A 24769-nucleotide genomic window follows, 5' to 3' on the forward strand; every position below is an offset into this window, starting at 1 on the left:
GCCCACCGCGGGTGTCAAGCACGTTCCCGGGACGCGATCGGGCTGGCCTTTCGGGATGGGCCGCTCTGGCCTTTCTAAATCGATTAGATTATAGCCTCCGCAGAACGTCCGGAAAGTACCGACCATGACGAGCCAGATCATCCCCGTCGAGCCATTCGACTTCATCGCCTTCGGTGCGACCGGCGATCTCGCCGAGCGAAAGCTGCTGCCGGCACTCTACCAGCGTCAGATTGCCGGGCAGTTCTCGGAACCGACCCGGGTCGTCGGCGCGTCGCGCTCCAAGCTGAGCGAGGCGGAGTATCGGGAGTTCGCCCGCAAGGCGATCGTCGACCACGTGCCGGAGAAATACATCGTCGAGGAGGAACTGGACCGTTTCCTCGCCAGGCTGTCCTATGTCGCGGTGGACGCCGTCAGCGGCGAAGGCTTCGACGACCTGAAGAACGCCATCGGCGACAGCGACCGCATCCGCGTCTTCTACATGGCCGTGGCGCCCTCGCTGTTCGGTGCCATCTGCCTGAAGCTCAAGGAGCACGGCCTCGCCTCGCCCCAGGCGCGCATCGTGGTGGAGAAGCCGATCGGCCGCGACCTCGTTTCGGCCCGGGCTCTGAACGACCAGATCGGCCAGGTCTTCGCCGAGCACCAGATCTTCCGCATCGACCACTATCTCGGCAAGGAGACGGTGCAGAACCTGATGGCGCTGCGCTTCGCCAACGCGCTCTACGAGCCCCTGTGGAACTCCGCCCACATCGACCACGTCCAGATCTCGGTGGCCGAAACCGTCGGGCTCGAGGACCGCGTGAGCTATTACGACAAGGCCGGCGCGCTGCGCGACATGGTGCAGAACCACATTCTGCAGCTGCTCTGCCTCGTGGCCATGGAGGCGCCCGCCTCGATGGACGCCGACGCCGTGCGCGACGAGAAGCTGAAGGTGCTGCGCTCGCTGCGCCGCATCAATGGCGGCGAGGCCTCGAAGGTCACGGTGCGCGGGCAGTACCGCGCCGGAGCGTCGTCGGGCGGCGCGGTGCGCGGCTATGCCGACGAGCTCGGCGGCCCGAGCGGCACCGAGACCTTCGTCGCCATCAAGGCCGAGATCGCCAACTGGCGCTGGGCGGGCGTGCCCTTCTACCTGCGCACCGGCAAGCGCCTTGCGACGCGCGCATCCGAGATCGTGATCGAGTTCAAGCACATCCCGCACTCGATCTTCGGCGAGCAGGCCGGCATGGTCTATGCCAACCAGCTGGTCATCCGCCTGCAGCCCGACGAGGGGGTGCGGCAGTGGATCATGATCAAGGATCCCGGCCCGGGCGGCATGCGCCTGCGCCACGTGCCGCTGGACATGAGCTTCGCGCAGTCCTTCGGCGTGCGGAACCCGGACGCCTACGAGCGGTTGGTGATGGACGTCGTGCGCGGCAACCAGACGCTGTTCATGCGCCGCGACGAGGTGGAAGCCGCCTGGCGGTGGATCGATCCGATCCACGCCTCGTGGGAGGATTCCGGCCAGGAGCCGCACGGCTACACCGCCGGGACCTGGGGTCCGTCCGGGTCGATCGCACTGATCGAGCGCGACGGCCGGACCTGGCACGACCCGCAATAGGCAGGAAGGGAGAGGCGCCTTGGACTGGAGAGAATTCGCCACGCCGCAGGATCTCGCCGAAGCCCAGGCCGATGCCGTGGCGGAGGCGCTTCGCGCGGCCATCGCCGAACGCGGCGGCGCGACGCTCGCCGTCTCCGGCGGCACGACGCCGGTGCGGTTCTTCCGCGCGCTGGCGACGCGGGCGCTGGACTGGTCGAAGGTCGCCATCACCCTCGTCGACGAGAGATACGTCCCGCCTTCGTCGGAGCGATCCAACGAGCGCCTGGTCCGCGAGAACCTTCTTCAAGAGGCTGCGGCCGATTCCCACCTGATTGCGCTCTACAGCGATGCCGACAGCGTCGAGGTGGCGGCCCAGCGCGCCGACCTGCGGATGCTGGAGATCCTGTTCCCGATCGACGTCGTGGTGCTCGGCATGGGCGGCGACGGCCACACCGCGTCGTTCTTTCCCGATGCCGAGAATCTCGACGAACTGCTCGATCCCCTGACCCGCCAGGCCGTCTTTGCGGTGCACGCGCCGAGCGCCGGCGAGCCCCGGCTGACACTGGCGCTGCCGCGCCTCGCCGACGCACGGATGCTCGTCCTGCATATCGAGGGTCGCGCCAAGCGGACCGTGCTGGAGGCGGCGCTGGCCGCGCCGGACGCGTGCCTGCCCGTCCGCCGCGTCCTCGACGCCGCCGAGACGACGCCGATCATCTACTGGGCTCCCAGCCAGGAAGAGAAGCCATGACCGCCACCAGCGCCATCGAGGCCATCACCGATCGCATCCGCGAGCGCTCGCGCCCGACCCGCGAGACCTATCTCGGCCGGCTCGACGAAGCCGTCGGTAAGGGCGTCAACCGCGCCGTCCTGTCCTGCGGCAACCTCGCGCACGGCTTCGCCGCCTGCGTGCCGGGCGACAAGGCGGCACTCGCCGGCGACACGATCGCCAATCTCGGCATCATCACCTCCTACAACGACATGCTGTCGGCGCATCAGCCCTTCGAGACCTTCCCGGCGCTGATCAAGCAGGCCGCGCGCGAGGCGGGCGGCGTGGCGCAGGTGGCGGGCGGCGTGCCGGCCATGTGCGACGGCGTCACGCAGGGGCGGCCCGGCATGGAACTGTCGCTGTTCTCGCGCGACGTGATCGCCATGGCGACCGCCATCGGCCTGTCGCACGATATGTTCGACGCCGCCGTCTATCTCGGCGTCTGCGACAAGATCGTGCCGGGACTGGTCATCGGCGCGCTGACCTTCGGCCACCTGCCGGCCGTCTTCATCCCGGCCGGTCCGATGACGTCGGGCCTGCCCAACGACGAGAAGGCGCGCATCCGCCAGCTCTACGCCGAGGGCAAGATCGGCCGCGCGGAACTGCTGGAGGCCGAGTCGAAATCCTACCACGGCCCCGGCACCTGCACCTTCTACGGCACGGCGAACTCGAACCAGATGCTGATGGAGATCATGGGGCTGCACCTGCCCGGCGCCTCCTTCGTCAACCCCGGCACGCCGCTGCGCGACGCACTGACCCGCGAGGCGGCGAGGCGCGCGTTGGCGATCACCGCGCTCGGCAACGACTTCCGCCCGGCCGGCCGGATGATCGACGAGCGCTCGGTGGTCAACGGCGTCGTCGGGCTACACGCCACCGGCGGCTCGACCAACCACACCATCCACCTCATCGCCATGGCCGCCGCCGCCGGCATCGCCCTCACCTGGCAGGACATCTCGGACCTCTCGGACGCCGTGCCGCTGCTCGCCCGCGTCTATCCGAACGGTCTCGCCGACGTGAACCATTTCCATGCCGCCGGCGGCATGGGGTTCCTGATCCGCGAACTGCTCGACGCCGGACTGCTGCACGAGGACGTCGAGACGGTCTGGGGGACGGGCCTGAGGCCCTACGCCGTGGAGGCGAAGCTGACGCCGGACGGCTCCGTCGCGCGCGAGCCGGCACCGGCAGTGAGCGGCGACGAGAAGGTGCTGACCCCCTTCCCCAAGGCGTTCCAGCCGACCGGCGGACTGAAGGTGCTCGAAGGCAATCTCGGCCGCGCCATCATCAAGACCTCCGCGGTCAAGCCGGAGCGCCGCGTGGTCGAGGCGCCGGCGCTCGTCTTCGACGGCCAGGAAGCGCTGAACGCCGCCTTCAAGGCCGGGCAACTCGACCGCGACTTCGTCGCCGTCGTGCGTTTCCAGGGCCCGAAGGCGAACGGCATGCCGGAACTGCACCGCCTGACCACGGTGCTGGGCGTCATCCAGGACCGCGGTCACAAGGTCGCGCTCGTCACCGACGGGCGCATGTCGGGCGCGAGCGGCAAGATCCCCGCAGCCATCCACGTCACGCCGGAGGCCGTCGAGGGCGGCATGATCGGCCGCATCCGTGACGGCGACGTCATCCGCGTCGACGGCGAGACCGGCCGGCTCGAGGTTCTGGTCGACGCAGCCGAATTGGCTGCGCGCCCCGCCCCCCGGCCCGACCTGACCGCCAACGGCTACGGCATGGGCCGCGAACTCTTCGCCGGCTTCCGCGCGATGGCGGGCCGGGCGGACATGGGAGCCGCGGTGTTCGGCTGACGCGCCGAGGTGGGGGAGCCGAAAAACGAACCGGCGCCATTTCCACGCGCGCAAGATGCGCTAGATCGGTCGTCATGGCTGATCACGCGTACCGCGAGCCCTCCCGCTCCCCCTCCTCCGGCGACGTCCGGCCGAAACCGGAAAACAGCCGATCGCTCTCCCGCCAGGTGGCGGTCGTCACCGGCGCATCCTCCGGCATCGGGACCGCGATCGCGACGGCGCTCGCCGCCGCCGGCGCATCCGTCATCGTCAACCATCGCCCCAACCCGCGATCGGCGGCCGAGGCGGACGCGGTGGTGGAGGCGATCCGCCGCGCCGGCGATACCGCGAGCCCGTTTCCGGCCGACGTGACCGACGAAGCGCAGGTGGAAGCCATGGCCGAGGCGGCGGTCGAACGCTACGGCGCGCTCGACATCATGGTCGCCAATGCAGGCATCGAGCAGGCGGCGCCGATCGAGGAGATGTCGCTGGCGGCCTGGCGCCAGGTGATCGACGTCAACCTCACCGGCGCCTTCCTTTCAGCACGCGCCGCGGCGCGCCGGTTCCTCAGCCAGGGGCTCCGCCCCGACGTGTCGCGCGCAGCGGGCAAGATCATCTTCACGAGTTCCGTGCACGAATTCATCCCCTGGGCCTTCCAGGCGAACTACGCGGCTTCGAAGGGCGGCGTGATGCTGCTGATGAAATCGCTCGCGCAGGAACTCGCCCCGCGCCGCATCCGCGTCAACTCCGTGGCGCCCGGCGCGATCCGCACGCCGATCAATGCCGATGCCTGGCAGTCCGACGAGGCGCGCGATGCACTGCTCGAACTCATCCCCTACGGCCGGATCGGCGCCCCCGACGACGTCGGCCGCGCCGTGGCCTGGCTCGCCTCCGACGATGCCGACTATATTGTCGGCACGAGCCTCGTCGCCGACGGCGGCATGAGCCTCTATCCATCCTTCCGCGGAGCCGGCTGATGGCTGACGTTCTCGGCACCGGAGCCTCCCGCGCACGATCGAAGCCGCTCGAGGATTACGGCCTGATCGGCAACATGGTCTCTGCCGCGCTGGTGGCGAGGGACGGCTCGATCGACTGGTTCTGCGCCCCGCGCTTCGATTCGCCCGCCTGTTTCGCCGCTCTTCTGGGAGGACCCGAACATGGACGCTGGCTCGTCGCGCCCGTGGAGCCGGGGCGGACGACGCGCCGCTATCTTCCGGGCACGGCCATTCTCGAAACGCGCTTCGAGACGGCGGCCGGCGTCGTCACGCTGACCGACTTCATGCCGCTGACCCATGACGAGGACAAGATCGAGGTCGTGCGCATCGTCAGCGGCGTCAGCGGCGCGGTGCCGATGCACATGGAGTTCATCCTGCGCTTCAACTACGGCGAAGCGGTGCCGTGGGTGCGCCGTCGCGACTACGGCCTCAGCGCCATCAGCGGCCCCGATGCCGTGGAACTGCATTCCCGCGTGCCGCTGTCGGGCCGCAACATGACGACGCATGCGGATTTCGTCGTGCGCGCCGGCGAGGACGTCTCCTTCACGCTGTCCTACCACCGCTCCCACAAGATGGCGCATTTCGTCGAGGATCATGCCGAGAGCCTGCATCAGACGACCCTGTGGTGGCGGGAATGGTCGCGCCGCTGCACCTATCGGGGCGCGCACCACGAGGCGGTGATGCGGTCGCTGATCACCCTCAAGCTCCTGACCTATCTCCCCACCGGCGGCATCGTCGCCGCACCGACGACCTCGATCCCCGAGGCACTCGGCGGCACCCGCAACTGGGACTACCGCTACGGCTGGATCCGCGATTCCACGCTGACGCTCTACGCCCTGCTCGACTGCGGCTACCGCGAGGAGGCGGCCGCCTGGCGCGAATGGCTGCTGCGCGCGGCCGCCGGCCACCCGCAGCAGCTGGACGTCGTCTACGGCATCTCCGGCGAGCGCTGGCTGCCGGAGATCGAGATTCCCTGGCTGCCGGGCTACGAGAACAGCCGGCCCGTGCGCGTCGGCAACGGCGCGGCCGAGCAGTTGCAGCTCGACATCTACGGCGAGCTGATGGACGCCCTTCACGCCGCCCGCGAGGCGGAACTGAGCTCGCTGGAGGAATCCTGGCAGTTCCAGAAGGCCTTGCTGGAACACGTCGAGGCCGTCTGGCAGACGCTCGACAACGGCATCTGGGAAGTCCGCGGCCCGCCCCGGGCCTTCACCCATTCGCGCGTGATGTGCTGGGTCGCCTTCGACCGCGCCATCAGGAGCGCGGAGCGGCACGGTCTCGACGGGCCGGTCGAGAGGTGGCGCCGGGTGCGCGACGCCATCCGCCGCGACGTCGTGAGCAACGGCTTCGACGCGGGCAAGAACAGCTTCGTCCAGCACTACGGCGGAGACGCGCTCGACGCGTCCCTGCTTCTGATGCCGCAGGTCGGTTTCCTCAAGCGCGACGATCCGCGGCTCGCCGGGACGGTCGCCGCGATCGAGCGCGAGCTGCTGCATGACGGCTTCGTGCTGCGCTATGCGACGGAAGAGGTCGACGACGGCGTCGGCGGACGCGAGGGCGCGTTCCTCGCCTGCTCGTTCTGGCTCGCCGACGCCTATGCCATGCTCGGCAGGATGGACGAGGCCAACGCGCTGTTCGAGCGGCTGCTCGGCCTGCGCAACGATCTCGGACTGCTGGCGGAGGAATACGACCCGGTCGCCCGCCGCCTCGTCGGCAACTTCCCGCAGGGCTTCTCGCACATTGGCCTCGTCAACACCGCCTGCAACCTCGCCGGCGCCGAGGGACCGGCCGACCAGCGGGCGCGGCGGGTCGCGCCGCGGAACGGTCCGTCGGACAGGGCGCCAGCGGGCACGAAGGCGTCGGCCGGCCAGTAGGTCCGCGGCCGGATCGTCTCACGCGAACACGCGTTCACGGCGGGTAGCGAAAGCGATTGCCGGCCGCCGCCGTCACCGTTAGATATGCCGGCATGAAGAAGATCGCCTTGCTCGCCCTGTGCGCGCCCCTGGTCCTGTCCGCCTGCGGCGGTTCCCCCTACCGGGTCGAGACCCGCGACACGGTCGAGCCGCCCCCGGAGGTGCTCACCCAGGAGCGTCTCGACGCCATCATTCGCGAACGCCAGATCGACATGTCGAGAAGCGGCCGCTGACGTTTCCGCGACCGGCGAAGACCGGCGTTCAGTAGGTGGTGCGCCGCTCCTCGCTCGGCGGCCGGCCGAACTGCAGCCTGTAGCTCTGCGCGAAATAGGAATGCGACGTGAAGCCGGTGGCGATGGCGACGTCGAGGATCGGCAGATTGGTCTGGCGCAGCAGTTCGCGCGCCCGTTCGAGCCTCAGCCGCATGTAGTAGCGCCCCGGCGTCATGTTGAGGTGGCGCAGGAACAGCCGCTCGACCTGACGCACAGACAGCCCCGCCGATTTCGCCAGTTCGACCGCCGACAGCGGCTCGTCGAGGCGCTCGGCCATCAGCGCCACGATCTTCTTCAGCTTCTCCGACTTGCCCGTCAGGTCGCGCTCCGGCCCGACGCGCTGCCTATCGGTGGCGCCGCGGATGCGCTCGTGGTGGAACTGGTTGGCGACCTCGTTGGCGACGCTCGCGCCGAAATCCGCGCGTACGATCTCCAGCATCAGGTCGATCGACGTGGTGCCGCCGGCGCAGGTGTAGCGCTTGCGGTCGATCTCGTAGACGTTGCCGGTGCACTGGATGTCGGGAAACCGCTCCTGGAAACCGGCGCGGTTTTCCCAGTGGATGGTGCAGCGATGGCCTTCGAGCTGCCCTGCCTCGGCAAGAAGATGCGCGCCCACCGACAGCGCGCCGAGCGAGCCGCCCTTGCGCCCCCAGGAGCGCAGCGCGCCGAGCACCCGGCTCTTGCCGGGAAATTCGGTGGCCAGCCCGACGCAGACGAACAGGATGTCGGCCGCCGGCATGTCGGAGACCGAATAATCGACCTTGAGCGGAAGCCCGTTGGAGGCGATCACCGATTCGCCGTCCACGGAGACCGTCGTCCAGGCGTAGAAGTCGCGGCCGATGAGCCGGTTGGTCGACCGGAACGTGTCGATCGCCGCCGCCAGCGAGAACATGGAGAACTTGTCCACGAGCAGGAAAGCGAACTGTCGGGCGGGATCGACGCTGTCGGCCATGGGTTCCGGTTGCACAGGAGGAAACGGTCCGGGCGAGGACGGCGGCGCCGTCCCCTGCCGCGTCAGAAGCGCGGCGGTTCCACCCCGGCCATGCGGCAGGCGGCGACCAGCGTGTTGGCCATCAGCATGGCGATGGTCATCGGGCCGACCCCGCCCGGCACCGGCGTGATCGCGCCGGCCTGGCTGGCCGCATCGTCGAAGGCGACGTCACCGACGAGGCGCGTCTTGCCCTCGCCGCGCTCCGGCGCGTCGATGCGGTTGATGCCGACGTCGATGACGGTCGCACCGGGCTTGACCCAGTCGCCCTTGACGATTTCGGGCCTGCCGACCGCGGCGACGAGGATGTCGGCCGTCCGGCAGAGCGCCGGAAGGTCCTTCGTCCGGCTGTGGGCGATGGTGACCGTGCAGTTGGCCGAAAGCAGCAGGTTCGCCATCGGCTTGCCGACGATGTTGGATCGTCCGACGACGACGGCTGTGAGGCCCGACAGGTCGCGACCGCGAACCCGCTCGATCAGGAGCATCGATCCCGCCGGGGTGCAGGGCACGAAGGCGGACGCGATCTCGCCGGTGCCGAGCTTGCCGACATTGACGAAATGGAAGCCGTCGACGTCCTTGTCCGGCGAGATCGCCTGGATCACCCGGCCCGAATCGATCTGCTTCGGCAACGGCAGCTGCACGAGGATACCGTGGATCGCGGGATCGGCATTCAGCCGGTCGATGAGCGCGAGAAGATCGGCCTCGGACGTATCGTCCGGCAGTTCGTGCTGGTCCGAATGGAAGCCGCACTCCTTTGCCTTGCGCGACTTCGAGTTGACGTAGACCTGGCTGGCGGGATCGTGGCCGACGATCACCACGGCGATGCCCGGCGTCACGCCGGTCTCCGCGATCAGTTTCGCCGCGCCGTCCTTGACGGCCGCGACCACCTCCTCGGCGACCTTCTTGCCATCGATCACATCGGTCATCCCGCTTCCTCCTGCCATGCCTGGTGAAGGTCAGCCTTATCCGACATTCGCAGCGATCGTAAGCGCGTCAATGCGCCCCTCGATGACGTTCTGCCGCAAATGCGCTCAGAGGAACCGTCGGCGGCCGCGGCTTTCCGCGAGGTCCCGCAGCGCGACGCGGAACTCGCGCAGGCTGTCGCGGATCTCCTCGATGGCGCTCTTGTCGCCGTCGCCGCCGGACGAGGCCTGCGGCGCGGGCGGCGCATCGCGGCGCACCGGCGGCGGGGCAGCGGGCTGCTGCCAGCCCGACTGCGGCCAGCCACCTGCCTGCGGCTGCGGCTGCGGGTAGCCATAGGGATATACCGGCTCGGCCATGGCTGCCTGCTGTGCATGGCTCCAGGCCGGGCGCTCGGCGTAGGGATAGGCACGCGGATCCATCGGCTGGGAGGGGTAGTTCTGCGCGGGCGCCTGACCGGTCCAGTTCTGCGGATGCCCCGGATAGGGTGCGTAGCCCGCTCCCTGCGGCGGCATCTGCGGCGCGGCCGGCTGGCCATAGGCCTGCGGCTGCATGCCCGGATGGCCCTGCGCCGGTGCGTAGCCCTGCGGATAGGACGGCGCCGGCGGATAGGCGGGTGCCTGCGGGTAAGGCGCGTATCCTGCAGCCGGACCGGCAGGATGCATCCACTGGCGCGGCGGCTCGGAGGACTGAACCCCCTGGGGATAGGGCGCGAGGCTCTGCGGGGCCGGATAGCGATCGGCCGGCATCGGGTTGTCGTTCGGAGTCCAGCCCATCGGGGCACGTGCGTGATGCATGTCTGTCTCCTCGGCCAAGGCGGCCGTCTGTTCGGGGCGGTTTGCGTCCTGCGCATCTGAACGCGCGCTTACTGTCGTTTCGTCGGCATGTTCCGGGCGGCGCAGCAGCCGGGCTGCCGCCCGCGGGAAAGGCGTGCGGGGCGGTTGTTCCGGCCGTTCGCCCGCCCCGTCCGCACGCAGGCTGCCGACGACGCCGCGCGCCACGCCGATACCCACTCCCGCACCGAAGCCCAGGAAGGCACCCAGAAGCGTCATCATGCTGCGCGACGGCCCCGACGGCTCGAGGGGCGGCGTGGCCTTCGAGATGACGCTGACATTGGCCGTGTTCAGGTCGCGCTGCTGTCCGGTCTCTCCCGCGCGCAGCAGGAAGGCTTCGTAGACGGCCCGCTTGGCCGTCGCCTCGCGCTCGAGTTCGCGCAGCGTCACCAGTTCGCCGCTCAGGCCGGCCTGCCGCGCCTTGAGCTGCGCCAGCCGGGCCGCCAGGTCCTGCTCCAGTTGCACGGCCCGGCGCAGCTCGACCTGGATCGACGAGGCCACCAGCCGCAGTTCCTGCTCGACGCGGGCACGCGCCGCGTCCACCTGCGCATCGATGGCGACACGCTCCGGATGCCGTGGTCCGAGGCGCGTGCCGATGCGGTCGGCCTCCTGCCGCAGCAGCGAATACTGTGTGCGCAGCTCGGTCAGGACCGGCGAACTCGTCTGCTCGGGAAGGTTTCCGGCCAGCGCGGCGTCGACCGTGACCGTTCGCGCCGAATCGGCGCGCGCCTGCAGTTCCAGCGTCCGGGCACGCGCGGTCGACAGCTGGTCGTTCAGCTTCACGATCTCGTCGTCGGTGATCAGCCGGCCCTGGGCATCGACGATGTCGTTCTCCGACTTGAACGCCTCGACCTTCCGCTCGGCGTCCTCGACCCCGCTGCGCAGCTCCGCGAGGCGGGCGGAGATCTCGTCGGATGCCCGTCCCGCGGCACCGGCCTGGATGGAACCGTAGGTTTCGAGGAAGACGTCGGTCAGCGTGTTGACGATCAGGGCGGACTTGCCGGCATCTTCCGTCCGCGCGGTTACCGCGACGACGAAGGTCTTGCCGCCGCGAACCACGTCCGTGGCCTCGCCCAGATGCTCGATCGCGAGGGTACGCCGGCGCAGCGACGGGTCCCCCGAATCGCCGCTTGACGAGATCAGCGCGCGAAGGTTGCCGAGGAAGCTCAGGGGGCCGCCGCTGCGGGTCCCGTTGAACTCGGGATCGCGGTCAAGGCCGAGCGTGTCGACGACCTTGCCCAGCACGACGCCCGACCGGAGCACACGGACCTGGTTCTCGACGACCGCGAGCATGGCTTCGGCCGAAAGGCCGCCGTCGGTGAGCTCGTTCTGGACGATGCGGAGCTGGCGCGGGTCGACGATCAGCTCGGTCAGCGCGACGTATTGCTTGGGCGTCGACAGCGCGAGCGCGGCAGCCATCGCGGCTCCGCACACCGTGGTGGCGGCGATGATCCAACCTGATCGCAGCACCCCGCGCACCACCTGCACCGGATCGATGAGCGGACGCCAGTGGGTGTCGCCCGGATCGGAAGCCGACGCGTAGACGGGCCGGATCGCCGGCGGCTCCTCGTCCGCGGCCCGTGCCGGAACCCGTGGCGGAGCGGCGGCCGGGGCGACGGCGGGCGGCGGTTCGGGCGTGTCCCCTTTCACCGGACGGCCGGCGTCGACGTTCGCCGGAAAGCCGACGTCCGCCAGTTCCTTGGGTTGCGGCTCCGGCGCCGCGGCGGGCGCTGGCGCGGATGCACGGCGACGGGCATCGGATGCGAAAAGCGCGCGAAGCTCGCGCTCGTGTTCGGCGAAAGTCTCAGGCTCTGCGGAGCGCGGTTCGGGTTCCTCCCGTTTCATGCGTGCCTGGGCAAGGGCCGCCATCAGCGGGCTCGCCGCGGCTTCCCTTCGCGAGCGCGCCCGCCGGTGGCGCTCGGACGCCGATACGCCGTCATCGTCGGACGGACGGCGGCCCTCCGTGCCCGTCGCAGCGTGCAAGGCCGGAACGAGGCTCAGGAGCGAGCCGATCCTGTCGCTCCGATGGCGGTTGTCGTGGTCGGGCATGACGCGCTGCAGTTCCAACGGGTGCGCCGAGCCGCACCTTCGTTAAGGCAAACTAAAGAGGCGTGGGAAACAAATGGTTAACGCGCATGCACCGGATCGACGCCGGAGCATGCCGCAAACCGGGAAAAGGCGGGACCCGGCGCGCATCACGCCGGGTTAAGGATTCTCAGCTAGCCTGCGGTTTCGACGATCGACGCCATCGGGAACCCGCATCGTGACTTGGGCAGGCGGGGTCCCCGGGTCGGGCTCCATGCAAAGGATCATCCGCTTCCTCGCTGCACGAACCGGGCTGCTGCGCGACTACGCGACGGCGGTGAGCGGGTCGGTCGGCCGGCTGGTCTTTTCGCTGGTCTACTTCGTCGCGCTCGCCAACACCCTGTCGATCGCCGAGTTCGGCCTCTTCGCGACCGCCTCGGCGGCTGGCGTGATGCTGTCGCGCATCCTCGCCTTCGGCTTCGTCTCGGCGCTCTACCGGGCCGCCACCGTCAAGCCGCTGCTGATAGGGGTCTTCACCGGCGGCTTCCTGGTCATGTCGGCACTGTCGCTGCCCGTCCTGGCGGCGGCCAGCTATGCCGTCTGGCTGGTCCTGTTCGCCGGCAAGATGGCGCCGGGCGTCTTCGCCCTGCTGATCGTGGCCGAGACACTGTTCTGGAGGCCGGTCGAGGCAGTCATCATCGTCAACAACGGCATGGGCCGATTCGGACGGGCCGCGTTCCTGGCGATCCTGACCACGGCGATCCGGGCCATGGCGGCCATGGCCTTCGCCTTTTCGGCTTCGCCCGACCTCGCCGGCTGGGCGGCGTGGTATCTCGCCGCCAACGCCCTGTCGCTGACCGTCGCCGTCGGCTTCTTCCATCCCCGCCGGCGCATCCGCTTCCGCATGCGGCTCTATCTGCGCCGGCTTGCCGATTCCGTGTATGTCGCGGGAGCCGAGATGATCTTCTACCTCCAGATGGAGATGGACAAGCTGCTGGTGCTGGCGATCGGTGGCCCGCACCTCGCCGGCATCTACGCGATCGTGATGCGGCTCATCGATCTCACCGCCATTCCGATCCGCACCTTCACCATGATGCTGGTGCAGCGGATGATGCGCGCTCCCGAGATGCTCTCGCGCCGGATGCTGAGGATCGGCCTCGAAGCAGGGGTGTTCGTCGTCTCGACCGCCGGGCTTCTGGCGCTGGCGCTGGCGCTGCGCATCGAGCCCCGTCTGCTCGGCAGCAATGTCGCCGAGGCAGCGCCACTGGTCCTGCTCGCCCTCTTCGTCCCGGGCCTGCGCAATCTGGTCGAGTACCATGCCGAACTGCTCTTCGCCCGCGGCCAGACGCTGCTGCGCGCACTCAACCTCGCCCTGCTGGCAGGTCTGAAGGCGCTGCTGCTCGTCGTGCTCCTGCTCAACGCGGGCGCGACGGAGACGATGGTGATGGCCCTCAATGCGGCCTTCGCCCTGCTGTACCTGGCATCGGCGGGACTCACCTACTCGGCGATGAAGATGCGGCCGCGACCGTTCTGAGCAGGGTCAGGCGACGAGCCTGCGGATCGTGGCCACGTCCGTTCCGATGAAGGACTGCATGCCCACGGCGACCTGATGCGGTGCCAGCGCGGCGAGGAAGTCGCGCATGTCGGCTTCCGACATCCGCGGCCCCGTCCAGTAGACGCGGCACAGCTCCTCGCCGGACAGGAAATGCCCCCGCAGCGCAGCGACCTCGGCGGCATGGCGGCCATAGATCATGCATTCGGAGAACATGCGGCGCGAGGCGATGCCGGCCACCCAGTGACGGCCCGTGATCGCCTCGATGCGGCGGCACATGGCTTCCGTCGAATCGCGCCGCCAGGCGATGAGCGTGGCGATGTAGTCGTGCGGCGAGACTTCCGGATGGGCGACGCCGAGGATGCGGCCCGCATGCGCCGACCATTCCCGCTGCTCGCTGCCCGTCTGCCCCGCCAGGGCATCCTCGCGGCGGAACAGCCGCACCGCGCCGTCGTGCCAGAAGTACCCGCAATCGAACGGCCGCACGAAGGCGACGTCGGAATCGCAGTAGACGAATGCGTCCTCCGGGGCGTTCAGCGCGATGGCGATCCGTCTCAGCTGCTGAACGTGCCAGCCGCGCAGCGGCATCGTGCGGGGGCTGAGCCAGATGCGGCGGCGGAACCGGCTGGTGGGATCGCGGAACGACCGGAGCCAGGGCGGCAGGAGGTCGCGTTCGTCGATCACCAGGCGATGTGTCCCTTCGAGCTGCCGGAACAGCGCGACGTCGGAATGCTCGACGAGGATATAGTGGCGCGTGAAGCCCGTCACACGGGCGTCGATCGTCTCGCACAGCAGCCGGCACCGTTCGAAGTCGGGTGCGTAGCTCGCCGTGACGATGGCCGTCGGCGGATGCGGTTCTCTCGGTATGGCCTGGCCCGGATCGATCAACGCGGGCCGCCGCCGGACAGCTTGCGGCGCAGGACGCGCAGGAGGAAGAGAGGATTGCCGACGATGTAGCGACGCCACAGCCGTGCCGGTTCCACGAGCAGCCGGAACAGCCATTCGAGGCCGAGGCGACGCAGCCGCAGCGGCGCCCGCGGGATGGTGCCGCTCATGAAGTCGAGCAAGGCGCCGACGCCGAGCGCGAGGGTGCAATGGCGCTCCGACAGGTGATCGGCGATCCATCGCTCCTGGCGCGGCACGCCCATTGCGACCAGCAGCACGTCCGGGCGGACCGCCTCCAGCCGGGCGAGAATGCCCGCGACCTCGGCGTCGCCGAAGAATCCGTCCTGCACCATGACGATCTCGTGCTGCGGCGCGAAGGCGCGCAGATGGGACGCGGCCAGTTCGACATTGGTCCGCGACGTCCCGATCAGCCCGATCCTCAACGGGGCCGTCTGCGCGGCCATGAACGCGGGGACGAAATCCGTCCCGTTCAGGTTGGCCGGAAAGGGGCGCCCATGCAGGACGCTCGAGGCGATGTCGACGCCGATGCCGTCCGGAAAGACCACGAAGTCCGAGAGCGTCTGCCGGAAGGACGGGTCGGCGGTGGCGAGATTGGCCACATGCGCATTGAGGAAGGCGATCTTGGTAAAGCGCCCGGCTCGGATGCGCTGGCCGAGGAAGGCGACCGCCTGCTCCTGGGTCATCGGCATGACGTCGACGCCGAGGATGGACCGTTCAGCGGGCAGCGGCAAACGCGCCGCGCTTCCGAGTTGCTTTGCACCGGTGTTCATGCCGCAGCCGCCCCGCTCACCGCCATGGCGCCGATGGCCCTGAGACCGCGGGTGATCCTGTCGTCCAGCGCCCGAAGCTGAGCGGCATGGAAGGCGCGTCCGTCGACGTCGGCGATGCGGTCGGCGGCCATGGCGGCGAGGTTCGCGGCGAAGGCCGCCGGGTCGTCGGCCATCCGACAGTTCGACGGCAGGTACGCGATCCCCCGCAGCGAGCGGCTGGTGGCGACGCAGGCGAGGCCCTGCTCGAACGCCTCGATGGTCTTCAGCTGGACGCCGGTGCCTGCCCGGGCGATCAGCGGCACCACGGCTGCCCCCCGCACGAAGCCGACGGCATCGGGAACGCGGCCGGCGAACTCGACACCTGGCGGACAGGCGAGGTTCGCCGGTATGCTGCCGGCAATGCGCGTGCGGAAGTTGCGCGGCAGCCAGGGTGTCACCTCGCGCAGATACCATTCGAGACCGATCCGGTTCGGCTGCCAGGTCCAGGTGCCGATCAGGGCTGCATCGCAGACGATCTCCCGCGAAGAGCCCGGCACGGGCGCGGACGGGCGGGTGACGAGCGGAAGCGCGGCGGACCGCGCGTCCCCGGGCACCCCCAGGGCGTCACGATCCTCCTCGGCCAGCGTGAAGACGAAGGCGGCGCGGGCGCAGAGCCGTTCCTCCACCCCGCGCACGAGGCGGGCCTCGCGACGGAACAGGGTGCGCTGGACGATGTCGTCGACCGCGAGCGCGTTCTCCTCGGCGGAGCGGTGCTCGACGTTGTGCGCCACGAAGATGGAGGGTCGATCCCCGAAGAGGCCTTCGAAGGCACCGGCGAACTGCGCCGCATTGAGGACGTAGCCGTCATAGGGTCCGGCACGTCGAAGGGCCGCACGGATGTCGGCCTCGCTCGCGGCCCGGAGTTTCGCGGACGCGAAGGTCAGGCCGGAAAGCACGGCACCCGCCAGCCATCGCATCTTCTGGAATGCGCCCGCACCTTCCGTCCGCACGCCGACCTCGCCGAGCGAGATCGTGTTCTCCGGATCGGACGGCGTCTTGCCGGGCCAGGTATAGCCGAGCACCGTCACCCGCGCGCCGTTGCGGCGCAGGGCGGCGATGATCGCCGCATTGGCGATCTCGTATCCGGTCGTCGGGTCGCCGTCGGGAACAAGCGAGGTGACGAAAATCAGGTGCATCGTGTCCGTCCAGGTCGGGACATGCCTAGCGAAGGCCGGTGAAGTCTCGCTTAAGGTCTCGCAACGGCCATGCCGCGGCGCGGCCCGGATATGGTTGGGGAGCCGCCTACCTCTCGCAGTGCTTAACCATGTCTTAACGGCGCACTGTCTTTATGGGTCGATCGCCCGAAAGAGCCGCGGATGCAGCCGAACTCCAGCGCCAGCAACGTCACCGTGGTGGCACGCTCCCCCGGACTTCGCTCCGGCGAGGTCGAGGTCGTCGTCACGCTTCCGACCTACAAGCGTCCCGAACAGGTGCTGGCGACGCTCCAGTCGGTGATCGGCCAGAGGACGACACGCCTTTTCGCGGTGATCGTCATGGAGAATGACGCGGAATGGCACGCCGGCGCCGATGCCGTCGCGCCGCTGTTCGAAAACGGGACGGCGCCGGGGCTGCTCGTCATCGCCCACGACCGCGGCAACTGCTGCGCCTACAATGCCGGGTGGACGACCGCACTCGCCGAATTCCCCGGCCTCCGGTCGATCCTGGTGATCGACGACGACGAGATCGCGGGACCGGACTGGCTGGAAACCATGTGCCGCAGTGCCGAGACGCTCGCTGCAGACATCGTCGGCGGCCCGCAGGTTCCCGTCTTCCACGAACCGGGGCACGAGCACTGGGCCGAGCACCCGGTCTTCGCGCCACCCTACCGGGAGACCGGCGTCGTTCCCGCGCTCTACTCGTCCGGCAACCTCCTCGTCGCGCGGCGCGTGCTCGACGCCATGCCGCGCCCCTTCCTCGACCTGTCGTTCAACTTCACCGGCGGCGGCGATTCCGACTTCCTGAGTCGCGCGGCGATGCGCGGCTTCACGCTCGGCTGGTGTGCCCAGGCTCCGGTTCGGGAGACCGTGCCGGCACGCCGCCTGGAACCGGACTGGATCCGCTCCCGCTCGCTGCGCGAGGGCGCCCTGTCGACCCGGGTGGAAAAGCGCCGGCGCGGCTCGTCGTTCGCCGCACGCATGCGGGTGGCCGCCAAGAGCCTCGCCCTCCTCGCCGCATCTCCGGTCCGCGGCACGATCCGCTTCGCGCGGACGGGGTCGGTCGCGAACGGTCTCTACCCCTTCTACGTCGCGGTGGGGCGACTGCTCGCGGAGTTCGGATACGTCAATGAGCAGTACCGCCAGGCCGAAAAGAACTGAGGTCGTGTCCGGTACCCCTCTCCTCGATCGGCGCGGCACGGCGACCCTGCTGGCGATGCTGCTGTTCGGCATCTCCATCATCTCGTTCCGCCCCTTCTCGCCGATGGCAGCGGAAGCGACGGGCGGCGACATCGTCAACCAGCTGGGCTTCGGCGCGGTCGGCGCCCTGTCGCTCTTCTGTCTCCTCGCCTTCGTGGACCGGAGGGTGCTGGCAAGCCTGGTCGGATTCTGGTGGGCCGTGCTCCTCGGCCTGTTCTTCGTATCCGTCGCCCATGCGGCCGATCCCTCTTCGGCCTTCCGAACCGCAGTCTTCACGCTGATCGGCGTGCTCGCGATGGTGACGGTGCTGACGGTGCCACGAGATGCGGACGCGATCTCCACCGTGCTCGCGGTGACCGGTCTGGCGATCGTCGGCCTGTGTTACGCTGGGCTGGTCGTCTATCCCGACATCGCGATCCACGGCACCGACTCCACCGAACCGCAGCATGCGGGCCTCTGGCGCGGCGCCTTCTCGCACAAGAACGTGGCCGGCCCCGTGATGGCGGGTCTGAGCTTCGCGGGGCTCTACCTGATACGCCGGGGATGGCGCTGGTCCGGCAGCGTTCTCCTGCTGTCGGCCGTCGTCTTCCTGGCCCACACCGGATCGAAGACGACGACGGGTCTCGTCCCGCTCGCCTTCCTGATGGTGATGGGGCCGAGCCTCGTCGGCCTCCGCCGCGCGGTGCCGCTGGTCTTTGCGATCGCACTCGTCGCGGCCGCGGTCGGCACGGTGGGGATCGTCGTGTGGCAGCCGCTCTGGGATCTGTCGCAGCAGATTTCGCCCGGCCTCACCTATACCGGACGAACGACACTCTGGACGTTCCTGCTCGAGATGATCGAGAGGAAACCGTGGTTCGGATACGGCTACGAGAGTTTCTGGGGGACGCCGGTGGTGCAGCTCCAGGACAAGCCCTTCGACAGCGACTGGGACATCCGCGGCATCGTCCACGGCCACAACGGCTACCTCGACGTGGCCGTGCTGATGGGCTTGCCGACGCTCGTCGTCGCGGTCGTCGCCTTCCTCGTCGTGCCGATGATCGACTATCTGCGGGTCCCGCAAAACCGCGAGAACGTGTTCCTCGCCGACTTCTTCATGATGACCCTGATGTTCACCGCCTTCAACGCCTTCCTGGAAAGCTTCTTTTTCCGCCGCGTCGATCCGGTCTGGCTGTTTTTCGTTCTCGCCGTCTTCGGGCTGCGCTACGTGGCGCGCTTCGCCATCCCCGCCAGCGTCGCGCCGCAGAGACGCCGGGCGCGCAAGATGATCGACTGGAGCGGCCTGCTGCGACCGGCGCGACCCGCAACAGCCCGGAACCCCTGACCCGCAGCCGCATTGACCGGCTGACCCGTCCTTCAGAGGAGACCGGCAATGTTCTCGACAGATATCTGGCTCAGGATCGTCTGCGCCATGCAGGTCAATGCGATGCTGTTCGGCATCGGCACGGTGACCGTCCTGTCCGTTCCCGCCCTGGCGGACCGTGCGGAGATCCTGATCCCCGCGGTCGTGCTGGCGTCCTTCCTGCTGGCGCCGATCGTCGGCGGCTTCATCGCCGCGCGCATGCGCCTCAGGAACTGGGGCCGTCGCGCCTGGCGCGAGGGCGACGCGATCTCGGGCTGAGCCGCCGCGGACCTCCACGTCGCCGCGCGACGATGGCGCCTTGCGCGAACCGCAAGGCCGGTGCTACGCGCGGACAAACGGAAGGATCCGAACATGAGCGTCAGACTGATCCTCGTCGGCTGCGGCAACATGGGCCACGCCATGCTCGACGGCTGGCTGCTCTCCGGCAGGCTGGTGCCGGGCGAGGTTTTCGTCGTCGAGCCGAACGAGGCCCTGCGCGAGCGCGCCTATCGCCTGGGCGTCGGCACCGCGGCCTCGGCCGGCGAACTTCCCGCGGATCTCGATCCGACCCTCGTCATCCTCGCGGTGAAGCCGCAGGTGATGCGGACTGTCGTGCCGGAGTACCGGCGTTTCGCCGCACGCTCCGCCTTCCTCAGCATCGCTGCCGGCGTCCCCATCGCGACCATCCAGGAGATTCTGGGCGATGACGCGGCCATTATCCGCTGCATGCCGAACACCCCGGCCGCGATCGGCAAAGGCATGATGGTCACCTTCGCCAATGCCGTCACCGGCGCGGAGACGAAAGCATTCGTGAGGGAACTGCTCGAAAGCAGCGGCGCCGTGGCCGAGATCGCCAGCGAGGACCTGATGGATGCCGTGACCGCCGTTTCGGGGTCCGGCCCGGCCTATATCTTCCATTTCATCGAAGGCCTTACCCAGGCCGGCGAAGCCGCCGGGCTGCCCGCCGAGACGGCGAAGCTGCTCGCGCTGCAGACCGTCTATGGTGCGGCCTGCCTCGCCAGGGAAAGCGGCGAGCAGCCGGGCCGCCTGCGCGAACAGGTGACGAGCCCCAACGGCACGACCGCCGCCGCACTGGCCGTTCTGATGGGCGACGACCGGCTGACGAAGCTGCTGACCGAGGCCGTCGAGGCCGCCCGCGCGCGTTCCGTCGAACTGGGCAAGTAGGCGGCGGCGGGCGGCTTCCCGTTCCCGCTGGTCGGTGTCGGCGGATGGAAACCGCCGTTCAGCCGTCGGCGTGGATCATTGCGTCCTGTGCCTGGCGCAACGCGTAGAGCCTGGTGGTGGTGTCGGGCGTGGCGTTGGCCCGAGTGAGCAATGCGCCCTTCTTGACGGGTGCCGTAACCCTGCCCCCTTCGAGCAGCCCGACCGGAATGGCCTGAGCCGCCCGCGCGTCGCCTGCGAGCATCGTCCAGGAGCGGTAGCAGGTCTCGCCGATCGCATCGAGCGGGTCGCCGGGCGCGAGGTCGCGCTTGGCGACCGCGCAGACTTCCGCGACCGGACGCGGCAGCGGCACCATGTCGGGCCTGCCCGTCAGCATGATCCGCGCCGCGGTCAGCGGGACCTCGAGCGAGGTCAGATGGTAGGGACGGTGGAAGGCGTAGTACGGCCCCTTCCCCACGTGCAGATCGTCCATCCGCTCGATGATGCGCGGATGCGTGGCCTCGACGACGACGAAGACGCCGGGCGCCACGCCCTTGCCGACCGTGTAGTCGACGACGCCCTTTCTCGACAGGACGCCGCCATGCTCGCGCGGGATGAGAACCCTGGCGAGGTCGTCGCGGCCGGCGTTCGGGCCGTGCATGCCCGGCACGTCGGGAACGAGGCCGGTGGCGTTGGCGATCGCGCACATTTCGACCATGGTCTTCGACCCGTCGACGAATTCCACCAGCATGCGCGGGTTCATGTTCCGGCGGGCGGCTTCCTCGGCATAGTCGTCGGGCACCGCGTCGTGGTTGAGCGGGTTGTTCTTGCCCTTTCCGGCCGACACGATGGTGTAGCCGAGCGCGCACGCGAACTCGATCAGTTCCATGCAGGAGGACGGCTCGTCGCCGGCCCCGACCGAATAGACGACGCCGAGCCGGTCGGCCTGCCGCTTCAGCCATGGGCCGATGGTGACGTCGGCCTCGACGTTCATCATCACGACGTGCTTGCCGTGCTCCATCGCCATCAGGTCGAAGTCGGCGGCCACGCCCGGCTTGCCCGTCGCATCGATGACCACGTCGATCAGCGGGTTGGTGACCAGCCGCTCGTTCGACGTGATGGCGATGCGGCCGGCCTCGATCGCCGCCGTCACCTTCGATTCCGTCTCGGCCTCGCAGGCCATGGCCTCGTCGCCATAGGCGATGCGGATCGCCTCCCGCGCGGTGTGGGGGCGGCGGGTGGAGATGGCCGCGAGATGGACGCCCTTCATCAGCATGCACTGCGTGACGAGATCGGTCCCCATCTCGCCCGATCCGATCACGCCGATGCGCACCGGGCGCCCCTCGTCGGCGCGGCGGGCGAGGTCCCGGGCAAGCCCGGTCAGGGCGACGTTCGTCATGGAATGCTATCCGGCTGTTGGCGATGGCTTGCCGCTGATAGCAGATGATCGGGCGCGATTGTCAAACGACGAAAGCGCGAACGTGCCCTGTCGCCCCGGGTTCTCGTCGCCACGGCGTCCGGGCAAAGCCCGAGATCGCCCGGATCAGTTGATCCGTTTGTCGGTCGGAGAGATCTGCCAGAACTGGCCGGAATAGTTGGCACAGGGCGTCAGGTGCGGCTGGTTGTCGTCCGGACCGCCGTTGAAGATGTCGAGGCACATGCCGGGACCTCTGAACTGCGTCGTGAGGCGGTACCATCCATTCTGGTTCGACAAGGCCCAGAACTGGCCGCTGTAGTTGGCGCAGGACGTCAGATGCACCTGATTGTCGCGCGGACCGCCGTTGAACACGTCGAGGCACATTCCTTTGCCCCGGAACATCGTGGTCAGCTTGAAATAGCCATTCCCCGCGGGCGTGAGACGCCAGTACTGGCCCGAATAGTCGGCCGCTTGCGCGAGATGGGTCATGTCGTTCTTGTCGCCGCCGTTGAAGACGTCGAGATTCATCGACGGCCCGCGGAACTGGGTCCAGAGCCGGTGATAGACCTGCGGATCCTGCGCCTGGGCCGGCACGATGTATAGACTGAAGATGAAGGCAGCCGATCCAGCAATGCGCGCAAACATGCCAACAGACCTATGACAAAAGAAATTTTCGGATCGACTATATTCAAATCTTGCCTAGCACCGTGGTTCCATCCGGTCAACAGTCCGGCGCGGCAGAGCGAAGAACCCGCATCCCGATACCGAACCTCCACGAGACAGTATGCGGCGCTGGAAGGCCGCGGAATGCCCCCGTTGGCAGGGCGGGAGAATCCGGGGCAACGGCAGCGTTCCGTCGGCGCGCCTTTCCGTCTAGGAATATGTCCGCCAACAGCGGGTTTCGTCATGGACAAGGGCTTCGTCATCGGTATCGGCGCGCTCGAAGCGCTGTGTCGGGACGCAGCCCTCGCCGCCGGCGCGAGCCCGGACGCAGCCGCTTCGCTGGCGAGCGCCACGCTCGCGGCCGAAAGGGAGGGAAATCGGGCGGTCGGGATCGCCCACCTGCCCTTCTATCTGGACGCGCTCAAGGAAGGCCGCATCGACGGCCGGGCGGAGCCGACGATCGATCGCTTGCTGCCGGCCGTCATCCATGTCGACGCGCATGGCGGCACGGCCCATCTCGGCTACGACCGGGCGCACGACCTGCTCGTGCAGGCGGCCCGCAGCTGCGGCATCGCGCTGTTCGCGCAGAAGAACGCCTACACCTGCGGCTCGCTCGGCACCTTCGCGCGACGGCTCGCGGGGGAAGGGCTGGTCGCGCTCGCCGCGACCAACGGCCCGGCGCTGATGACCGTTCCGGGCGGGCGGATCCCGGTGTACTGCACCAATCCGCTCGCCTTCGCGGCGCCCATGGCCGACGGCGACGTGCTGCTGGTCGACCAGGCCTCCAGCCAGACCGCCTACGTCAAGGTTCGCGAGGCGGCCGAGCGCGGCGAAGCTCTTCCTGCCGGCTGGGCGATCGACCCGGATGGGCGGCCGACGACCGATCCGGATGCGGCCATGAAGGGCGCGCTCTTGACCTTCGGTGGTCCGCGCGGCGCCAACATCGCCCTGATGGTGGAAGTGCTGTCGGCCGGCCTGTCCGGCGCCAACTGGTCGCTCGACGCGCCGTCGATCACGCAGGGCAACCGCTCTCCCGGCACCGGCCTCCTCGTCCTCGCCATCGAGCCCGCTGCCTTCGGTTCCGGATTCGGCGACCGTCTCGCCCGACACGCCAGGCGACTGGAAGCGGCCGGCGTCCACATCCCGGGTCGCGGCAAGGCGGCAGCCCTTCGCCGTTGCGCATCGGAAGAGATCGAGGTTTCGGCCGAGGCATTGGGCCATATCCGCTCCTATCTCCCGCTGACTGCGGATCCTGCAGCGCCGCCAGGGGCTTGAGCCGGCCCGCGGATTCGGTTCGCGAGGATAAGGGCGGGCCAAATCGCTTTTCGCTTGCGCCAGCAGCAACCGGTCATTGGCTTCGTCCGGAGAGACGCGCATAAGGGCCGGATCACTGTTGCGCTGCACAATGGCCATCGACCCGGAACCCCGCTCACGTCTCGCCTCGCTCGCCGCCCCTGGCAGTGGGTGCTGCTCGCTTCCCTGTCGCTCGTCCTGGCGGCGCTGCTCGAATGGGCGGCGCTTCCGGCCGCGCTCCTCATCGGCCCCATGATCGCCGCCGTCGCCGCCGGCGTTTCAGGCGCCACGGTACGCCCCGCGCCGTCGCTGTTCGTGGCTGCGCAGGGCATCATCGGCTGCATGATCGTCAGCGCCATCGAACCCGCCCTTTTCAGGACGCTCCTGTCCGGCTGGCCGGTCATCCTCGCGGCGGTGCTCTCCACGCTCGCGGCGTCGAGCATTCTGGGCGCCATGGTCGCGCGCTGGGGTTCGCTGCCAGGCACGACGGCGGTCTGGGGGTCGGCGCCCGGCGCGGCGAGCGCCATGGTGGTGATGGCCGACGCCTTCGGCGCGGACGCCCGCCTGGTCGCCTTCATGCAGTACCTGCGCATGATCGTCGTCTCGATCTCGGCGGCGCTGCTGGCGCGGATCTGGGTGGACACGGGCGATCTCGAGCGTGAGGCGATCGTCTGGTTTCCGCGTCTTGCCGTGCCGGACTTCCCGATGACGCTGGCGATCGCCGCGATCGGCGCCTTCGGCGGGCGGATGAGCGGCATTCCGGGAGCCACTCTGCTCGGTCCCCTGGTGCTCGGGATACCGCTGCACCTGGGCCTCGGCCTCGACCTTCAATTGCCCGAATGGCTGCTGGCGGCGAGCTACGCCCTCATCGGCTGGACGATCGGCCTTCGCTTCACGCGGCCCGTCCTGCTGCATGCCGCGCGCGCCCTGCCGCAGATTGCGGCCGCGATCCTCGTGCTGATCGGCTTCTGCGCGGCGATCGGCGCAGTGCTCGCGTCGAGCTTCGACGTCGACCCGCTCACCGCCTTCCTCGCCACGAGCCCCGGAGGCATGGACACGGTGGCCATCATCGCTGCCGCCTCCGGCAGTGTCGACCTGTCCTTCGTCATGACGTTGCAGATGACGCGCTTCCTGATCGTGCTGCTCGTCGGGCCGCCGCTCGCCAGGACGATCGCCCGTCGCATGAGCCGCGGGTCGCCTTGATGAAGGCGCGA

The 24769-nt window shown here is 69.0% G+C and carries 21 protein-coding genes; 13 read left to right on the forward strand and 8 right to left on the reverse strand.

Annotated features, from left to right (window positions below; genetic code table 11):
* The first annotated feature begins 124 nt into the window (after positions 1–124).
* The 6 genes from zwf (at position 125) to IAI54_RS11305 (ending at position 7255) form a co-directional block, all read left to right on the forward strand.
* A complete protein-coding gene (gene zwf / locus IAI54_RS11280; RefSeq protein ID WP_187972429.1) occupies positions 125–1594 on the forward strand; it encodes a glucose-6-phosphate dehydrogenase in 1470 nt (489 codons plus the stop codon).
* Positions 1595–1613: 19 nt separating this feature from the next.
* Positions 1614–2321: a 6-phosphogluconolactonase gene (gene pgl / locus IAI54_RS11285; protein WP_187972430.1), complete on the forward strand. Its 708-nt coding sequence runs from the start codon at positions 1614–1616 to the stop codon at positions 2319–2321.
* On the forward strand, positions 2318–4135 hold the full coding sequence (edd, locus tag IAI54_RS11290) for a phosphogluconate dehydratase (RefSeq protein WP_187972431.1): 1818 nt from the start codon (positions 2318–2320) through the stop codon (positions 4133–4135). The genes pgl and edd overlap by 4 nt, the downstream gene beginning before the upstream one ends.
* Before the next feature lie 74 nt (positions 4136–4209).
* Positions 4210–5091, forward strand: coding sequence for a glucose 1-dehydrogenase (locus tag IAI54_RS11295; protein WP_187972432.1), 882 nt, complete (start codon positions 4210–4212; stop codon positions 5089–5091).
* Positions 5091–6983 carry a glycoside hydrolase family 15 protein gene (locus IAI54_RS11300; protein ID WP_187972433.1) on the forward strand — a complete coding sequence of 631 codons (1893 nt, stop codon included), beginning with the start codon at positions 5091–5093 and terminating at the stop codon, positions 6981–6983. The genes IAI54_RS11295 and IAI54_RS11300 overlap by 1 nt, the downstream gene beginning before the upstream one ends.
* Positions 6984–7075: 92 nt before the next feature.
* Positions 7076–7255, forward strand: coding sequence for a hypothetical protein (locus tag IAI54_RS11305; protein ID WP_187972434.1), 180 nt, complete (start codon positions 7076–7078; stop codon positions 7253–7255).
* 28 nt (positions 7256–7283) lie between these two features.
* Here IAI54_RS11305 and IAI54_RS11310 read toward each other — a convergent pair whose 3' ends face one another.
* From IAI54_RS11310 to IAI54_RS11320, 3 genes are all read right to left on the reverse strand, one after another.
* On the reverse strand, positions 7284–8246 hold the full coding sequence (locus IAI54_RS11310) for a GlxA family transcriptional regulator (RefSeq protein ID WP_187972435.1): 963 nt from the start codon (positions 8244–8246) through the stop codon (positions 7284–7286).
* Between the two features lie 62 nt (positions 8247–8308).
* Complete coding sequence (folD, locus tag IAI54_RS11315) at positions 8309–9208, reverse strand: bifunctional methylenetetrahydrofolate dehydrogenase/methenyltetrahydrofolate cyclohydrolase FolD (protein ID WP_187972436.1); 900 nt, start codon at positions 9206–9208, stop codon at positions 8309–8311.
* A gap of 105 nt (positions 9209–9313) precedes the next feature.
* Positions 9314–12085 carry a GumC family protein gene (locus IAI54_RS11320; RefSeq protein WP_187972437.1) on the reverse strand — a complete coding sequence of 924 codons (2772 nt, stop codon included), beginning with the start codon at positions 12083–12085 and terminating at the stop codon, positions 9314–9316.
* 214 nt (positions 12086–12299) lie between these two features.
* Between IAI54_RS11320 and IAI54_RS11325 the strand changes: the two genes are divergently transcribed.
* Complete coding sequence (locus IAI54_RS11325) at positions 12300–13595, forward strand: lipopolysaccharide biosynthesis protein (RefSeq protein ID WP_187972438.1); 1296 nt, start codon at positions 12300–12302, stop codon at positions 13593–13595.
* A 6-nt stretch (positions 13596–13601) separates the two neighbouring features.
* Here the strand turns inward: IAI54_RS11325 and IAI54_RS11330 are convergent, their stop codons facing one another.
* From IAI54_RS11330 to IAI54_RS11340, 3 genes are read right to left on the reverse strand one after another with little or no spacing between them, the layout of a single operon-like run.
* The gene (locus IAI54_RS11330) at positions 13602–14501 is read right to left on the reverse strand and encodes a DUF6492 family protein (RefSeq protein ID WP_235679330.1); all 900 of its coding nucleotides are present in this window, start codon (positions 14499–14501) and stop codon (positions 13602–13604) included.
* Positions 14498–15289 (reverse strand): WecB/TagA/CpsF family glycosyltransferase, encoded by a 792-nt coding sequence (locus IAI54_RS11335; RefSeq protein WP_187972439.1) that lies wholly within the window; start codon positions 15287–15289, stop codon positions 14498–14500. Before IAI54_RS11335 ends, IAI54_RS11330 begins: the two co-directional genes overlap by 4 nt.
* Complete coding sequence (locus IAI54_RS11340; RefSeq protein ID WP_187972440.1) at positions 15286–16464, reverse strand: glycosyltransferase family 4 protein; 1179 nt, start codon at positions 16462–16464, stop codon at positions 15286–15288. The genes IAI54_RS11335 and IAI54_RS11340 overlap by 4 nt, the downstream gene beginning before the upstream one ends.
* 180 nt (positions 16465–16644) lie before the next feature.
* Between IAI54_RS11340 and IAI54_RS11345 the strand changes: the two genes are divergently transcribed.
* From IAI54_RS11345 to proC, 4 genes are all read left to right on the forward strand, one after another.
* Positions 16645–17643, forward strand: coding sequence for a glycosyltransferase family 2 protein (locus IAI54_RS11345; protein WP_187972441.1), 999 nt, complete (start codon positions 16645–16647; stop codon positions 17641–17643).
* The gene (locus IAI54_RS11350) at positions 17612–19003 is read left to right on the forward strand and encodes an O-antigen ligase family protein (RefSeq protein ID WP_187972442.1); all 1392 of its coding nucleotides are present in this window, start codon (positions 17612–17614) and stop codon (positions 19001–19003) included. Before IAI54_RS11345 ends, IAI54_RS11350 begins: the two co-directional genes overlap by 32 nt.
* 48 nt (positions 19004–19051) lie before the next feature.
* Positions 19052–19300, forward strand: a complete 249-nt coding sequence (locus tag IAI54_RS11355; protein ID WP_235679331.1) for a hypothetical protein — start codon at positions 19052–19054, stop codon at positions 19298–19300.
* Positions 19301–19393: 93 nt separating this feature from the next.
* A complete protein-coding gene (gene proC, locus IAI54_RS11360) occupies positions 19394–20206 on the forward strand; it encodes a pyrroline-5-carboxylate reductase (protein WP_187972443.1) in 813 nt (270 codons plus the stop codon).
* A gap of 58 nt (positions 20207–20264) precedes the next feature.
* Here proC and IAI54_RS11365 read toward each other — a convergent pair whose 3' ends face one another.
* Both IAI54_RS11365 and IAI54_RS11370 read right to left on the reverse strand, forming a co-directional pair.
* On the reverse strand, positions 20265–21581 hold the full coding sequence (locus IAI54_RS11365; protein WP_187972444.1) for an NAD(P)H-dependent oxidoreductase: 1317 nt from the start codon (positions 21579–21581) through the stop codon (positions 20265–20267).
* A gap of 144 nt (positions 21582–21725) precedes the next feature.
* Positions 21726–22244, reverse strand: coding sequence for an RICIN domain-containing protein (locus IAI54_RS11370; RefSeq protein WP_187972445.1), 519 nt, complete (start codon positions 22242–22244; stop codon positions 21726–21728).
* 261 nt (positions 22245–22505) lie between these two features.
* Here IAI54_RS11370 and IAI54_RS11375 point away from each other — a divergent pair, with 261 nt between their 5' ends.
* Complete coding sequence (locus tag IAI54_RS11375; protein WP_187972446.1) at positions 22506–23537, forward strand: Ldh family oxidoreductase; 1032 nt, start codon at positions 22506–22508, stop codon at positions 23535–23537.
* A gap of 189 nt (positions 23538–23726) precedes the next feature.
* On the forward strand, positions 23727–24758 hold the full coding sequence (locus IAI54_RS11380) for an AbrB family transcriptional regulator (protein WP_235679332.1): 1032 nt from the start codon (positions 23727–23729) through the stop codon (positions 24756–24758).
* Positions 24759–24769: the final 11 nt, after the last annotated feature.

The sequence above is a fragment of the Aquibium microcysteis genome, from assembly GCF_014495845.1.
In the GTDB taxonomy this organism is placed as follows: Bacteria; Pseudomonadota; Alphaproteobacteria; order Rhizobiales; family Rhizobiaceae; genus Aquibium; species Aquibium microcysteis.

What these genes read in the sequence shown, in the direction of transcription:
- zwf (WP_187972429.1), top strand. Translation starts at nt 125, where the DNA reads ATGACGAGCCAGATCATCCCCGTCGAGCCATTCGACTTCATCGCCTTC.
- edd (WP_187972431.1), top strand. Translation starts at nt 2,318, where the DNA reads ATGACCGCCACCAGCGCCATCGAGGCCATCACCGATCGCATCCGCGAG.
- IAI54_RS11295 (WP_187972432.1), top strand. Translation starts at nt 4,210, where the DNA reads ATGGCTGATCACGCGTACCGCGAGCCCTCCCGCTCCCCCTCCTCCGGC.
- IAI54_RS11300 (WP_187972433.1), top strand. Translation starts at nt 5,091, where the DNA reads ATGGCTGACGTTCTCGGCACCGGAGCCTCCCGCGCACGATCGAAGCCG.
- IAI54_RS11305 (WP_187972434.1), top strand. Translation starts at nt 7,076, where the DNA reads ATGAAGAAGATCGCCTTGCTCGCCCTGTGCGCGCCCCTGGTCCTGTCC.
- IAI54_RS11310 (WP_187972435.1), bottom strand. Translation starts at nt 8,246, where the DNA reads ATGGCCGACAGCGTCGATCCCGCCCGACAGTTCGCTTTCCTGCTCGTG.
- folD (WP_187972436.1), bottom strand. Translation starts at nt 9,208, where the DNA reads ATGACCGATGTGATCGATGGCAAGAAGGTCGCCGAGGAGGTGGTCGCG.
- IAI54_RS11320 (WP_187972437.1), bottom strand. Translation starts at nt 12,085, where the DNA reads ATGCCCGACCACGACAACCGCCATCGGAGCGACAGGATCGGCTCGCTC.
- IAI54_RS11335 (WP_187972439.1), bottom strand. Translation starts at nt 15,289, where the DNA reads ATGAACACCGGTGCAAAGCAACTCGGAAGCGCGGCGCGTTTGCCGCTG.
- IAI54_RS11340 (WP_187972440.1), bottom strand. Translation starts at nt 16,464, where the DNA reads ATGCACCTGATTTTCGTCACCTCGCTTGTTCCCGACGGCGACCCGACG.
- IAI54_RS11345 (WP_187972441.1), top strand. Translation starts at nt 16,645, where the DNA reads ATGCAGCCGAACTCCAGCGCCAGCAACGTCACCGTGGTGGCACGCTCC.
- IAI54_RS11350 (WP_187972442.1), top strand. Translation starts at nt 17,612, where the DNA reads ATGAGCAGTACCGCCAGGCCGAAAAGAACTGAGGTCGTGTCCGGTACC.
- IAI54_RS11355 (WP_235679331.1), top strand. Translation starts at nt 19,052, where the DNA reads ATGTTCTCGACAGATATCTGGCTCAGGATCGTCTGCGCCATGCAGGTC.
- proC (WP_187972443.1), top strand. Translation starts at nt 19,394, where the DNA reads ATGAGCGTCAGACTGATCCTCGTCGGCTGCGGCAACATGGGCCACGCC.
- IAI54_RS11365 (WP_187972444.1), bottom strand. Translation starts at nt 21,581, where the DNA reads ATGACGAACGTCGCCCTGACCGGGCTTGCCCGGGACCTCGCCCGCCGC.
- IAI54_RS11370 (WP_187972445.1), bottom strand. Translation starts at nt 22,244, where the DNA reads ATGTTTGCGCGCATTGCTGGATCGGCTGCCTTCATCTTCAGTCTATAC.
- IAI54_RS11375 (WP_187972446.1), top strand. Translation starts at nt 22,506, where the DNA reads ATGGACAAGGGCTTCGTCATCGGTATCGGCGCGCTCGAAGCGCTGTGT.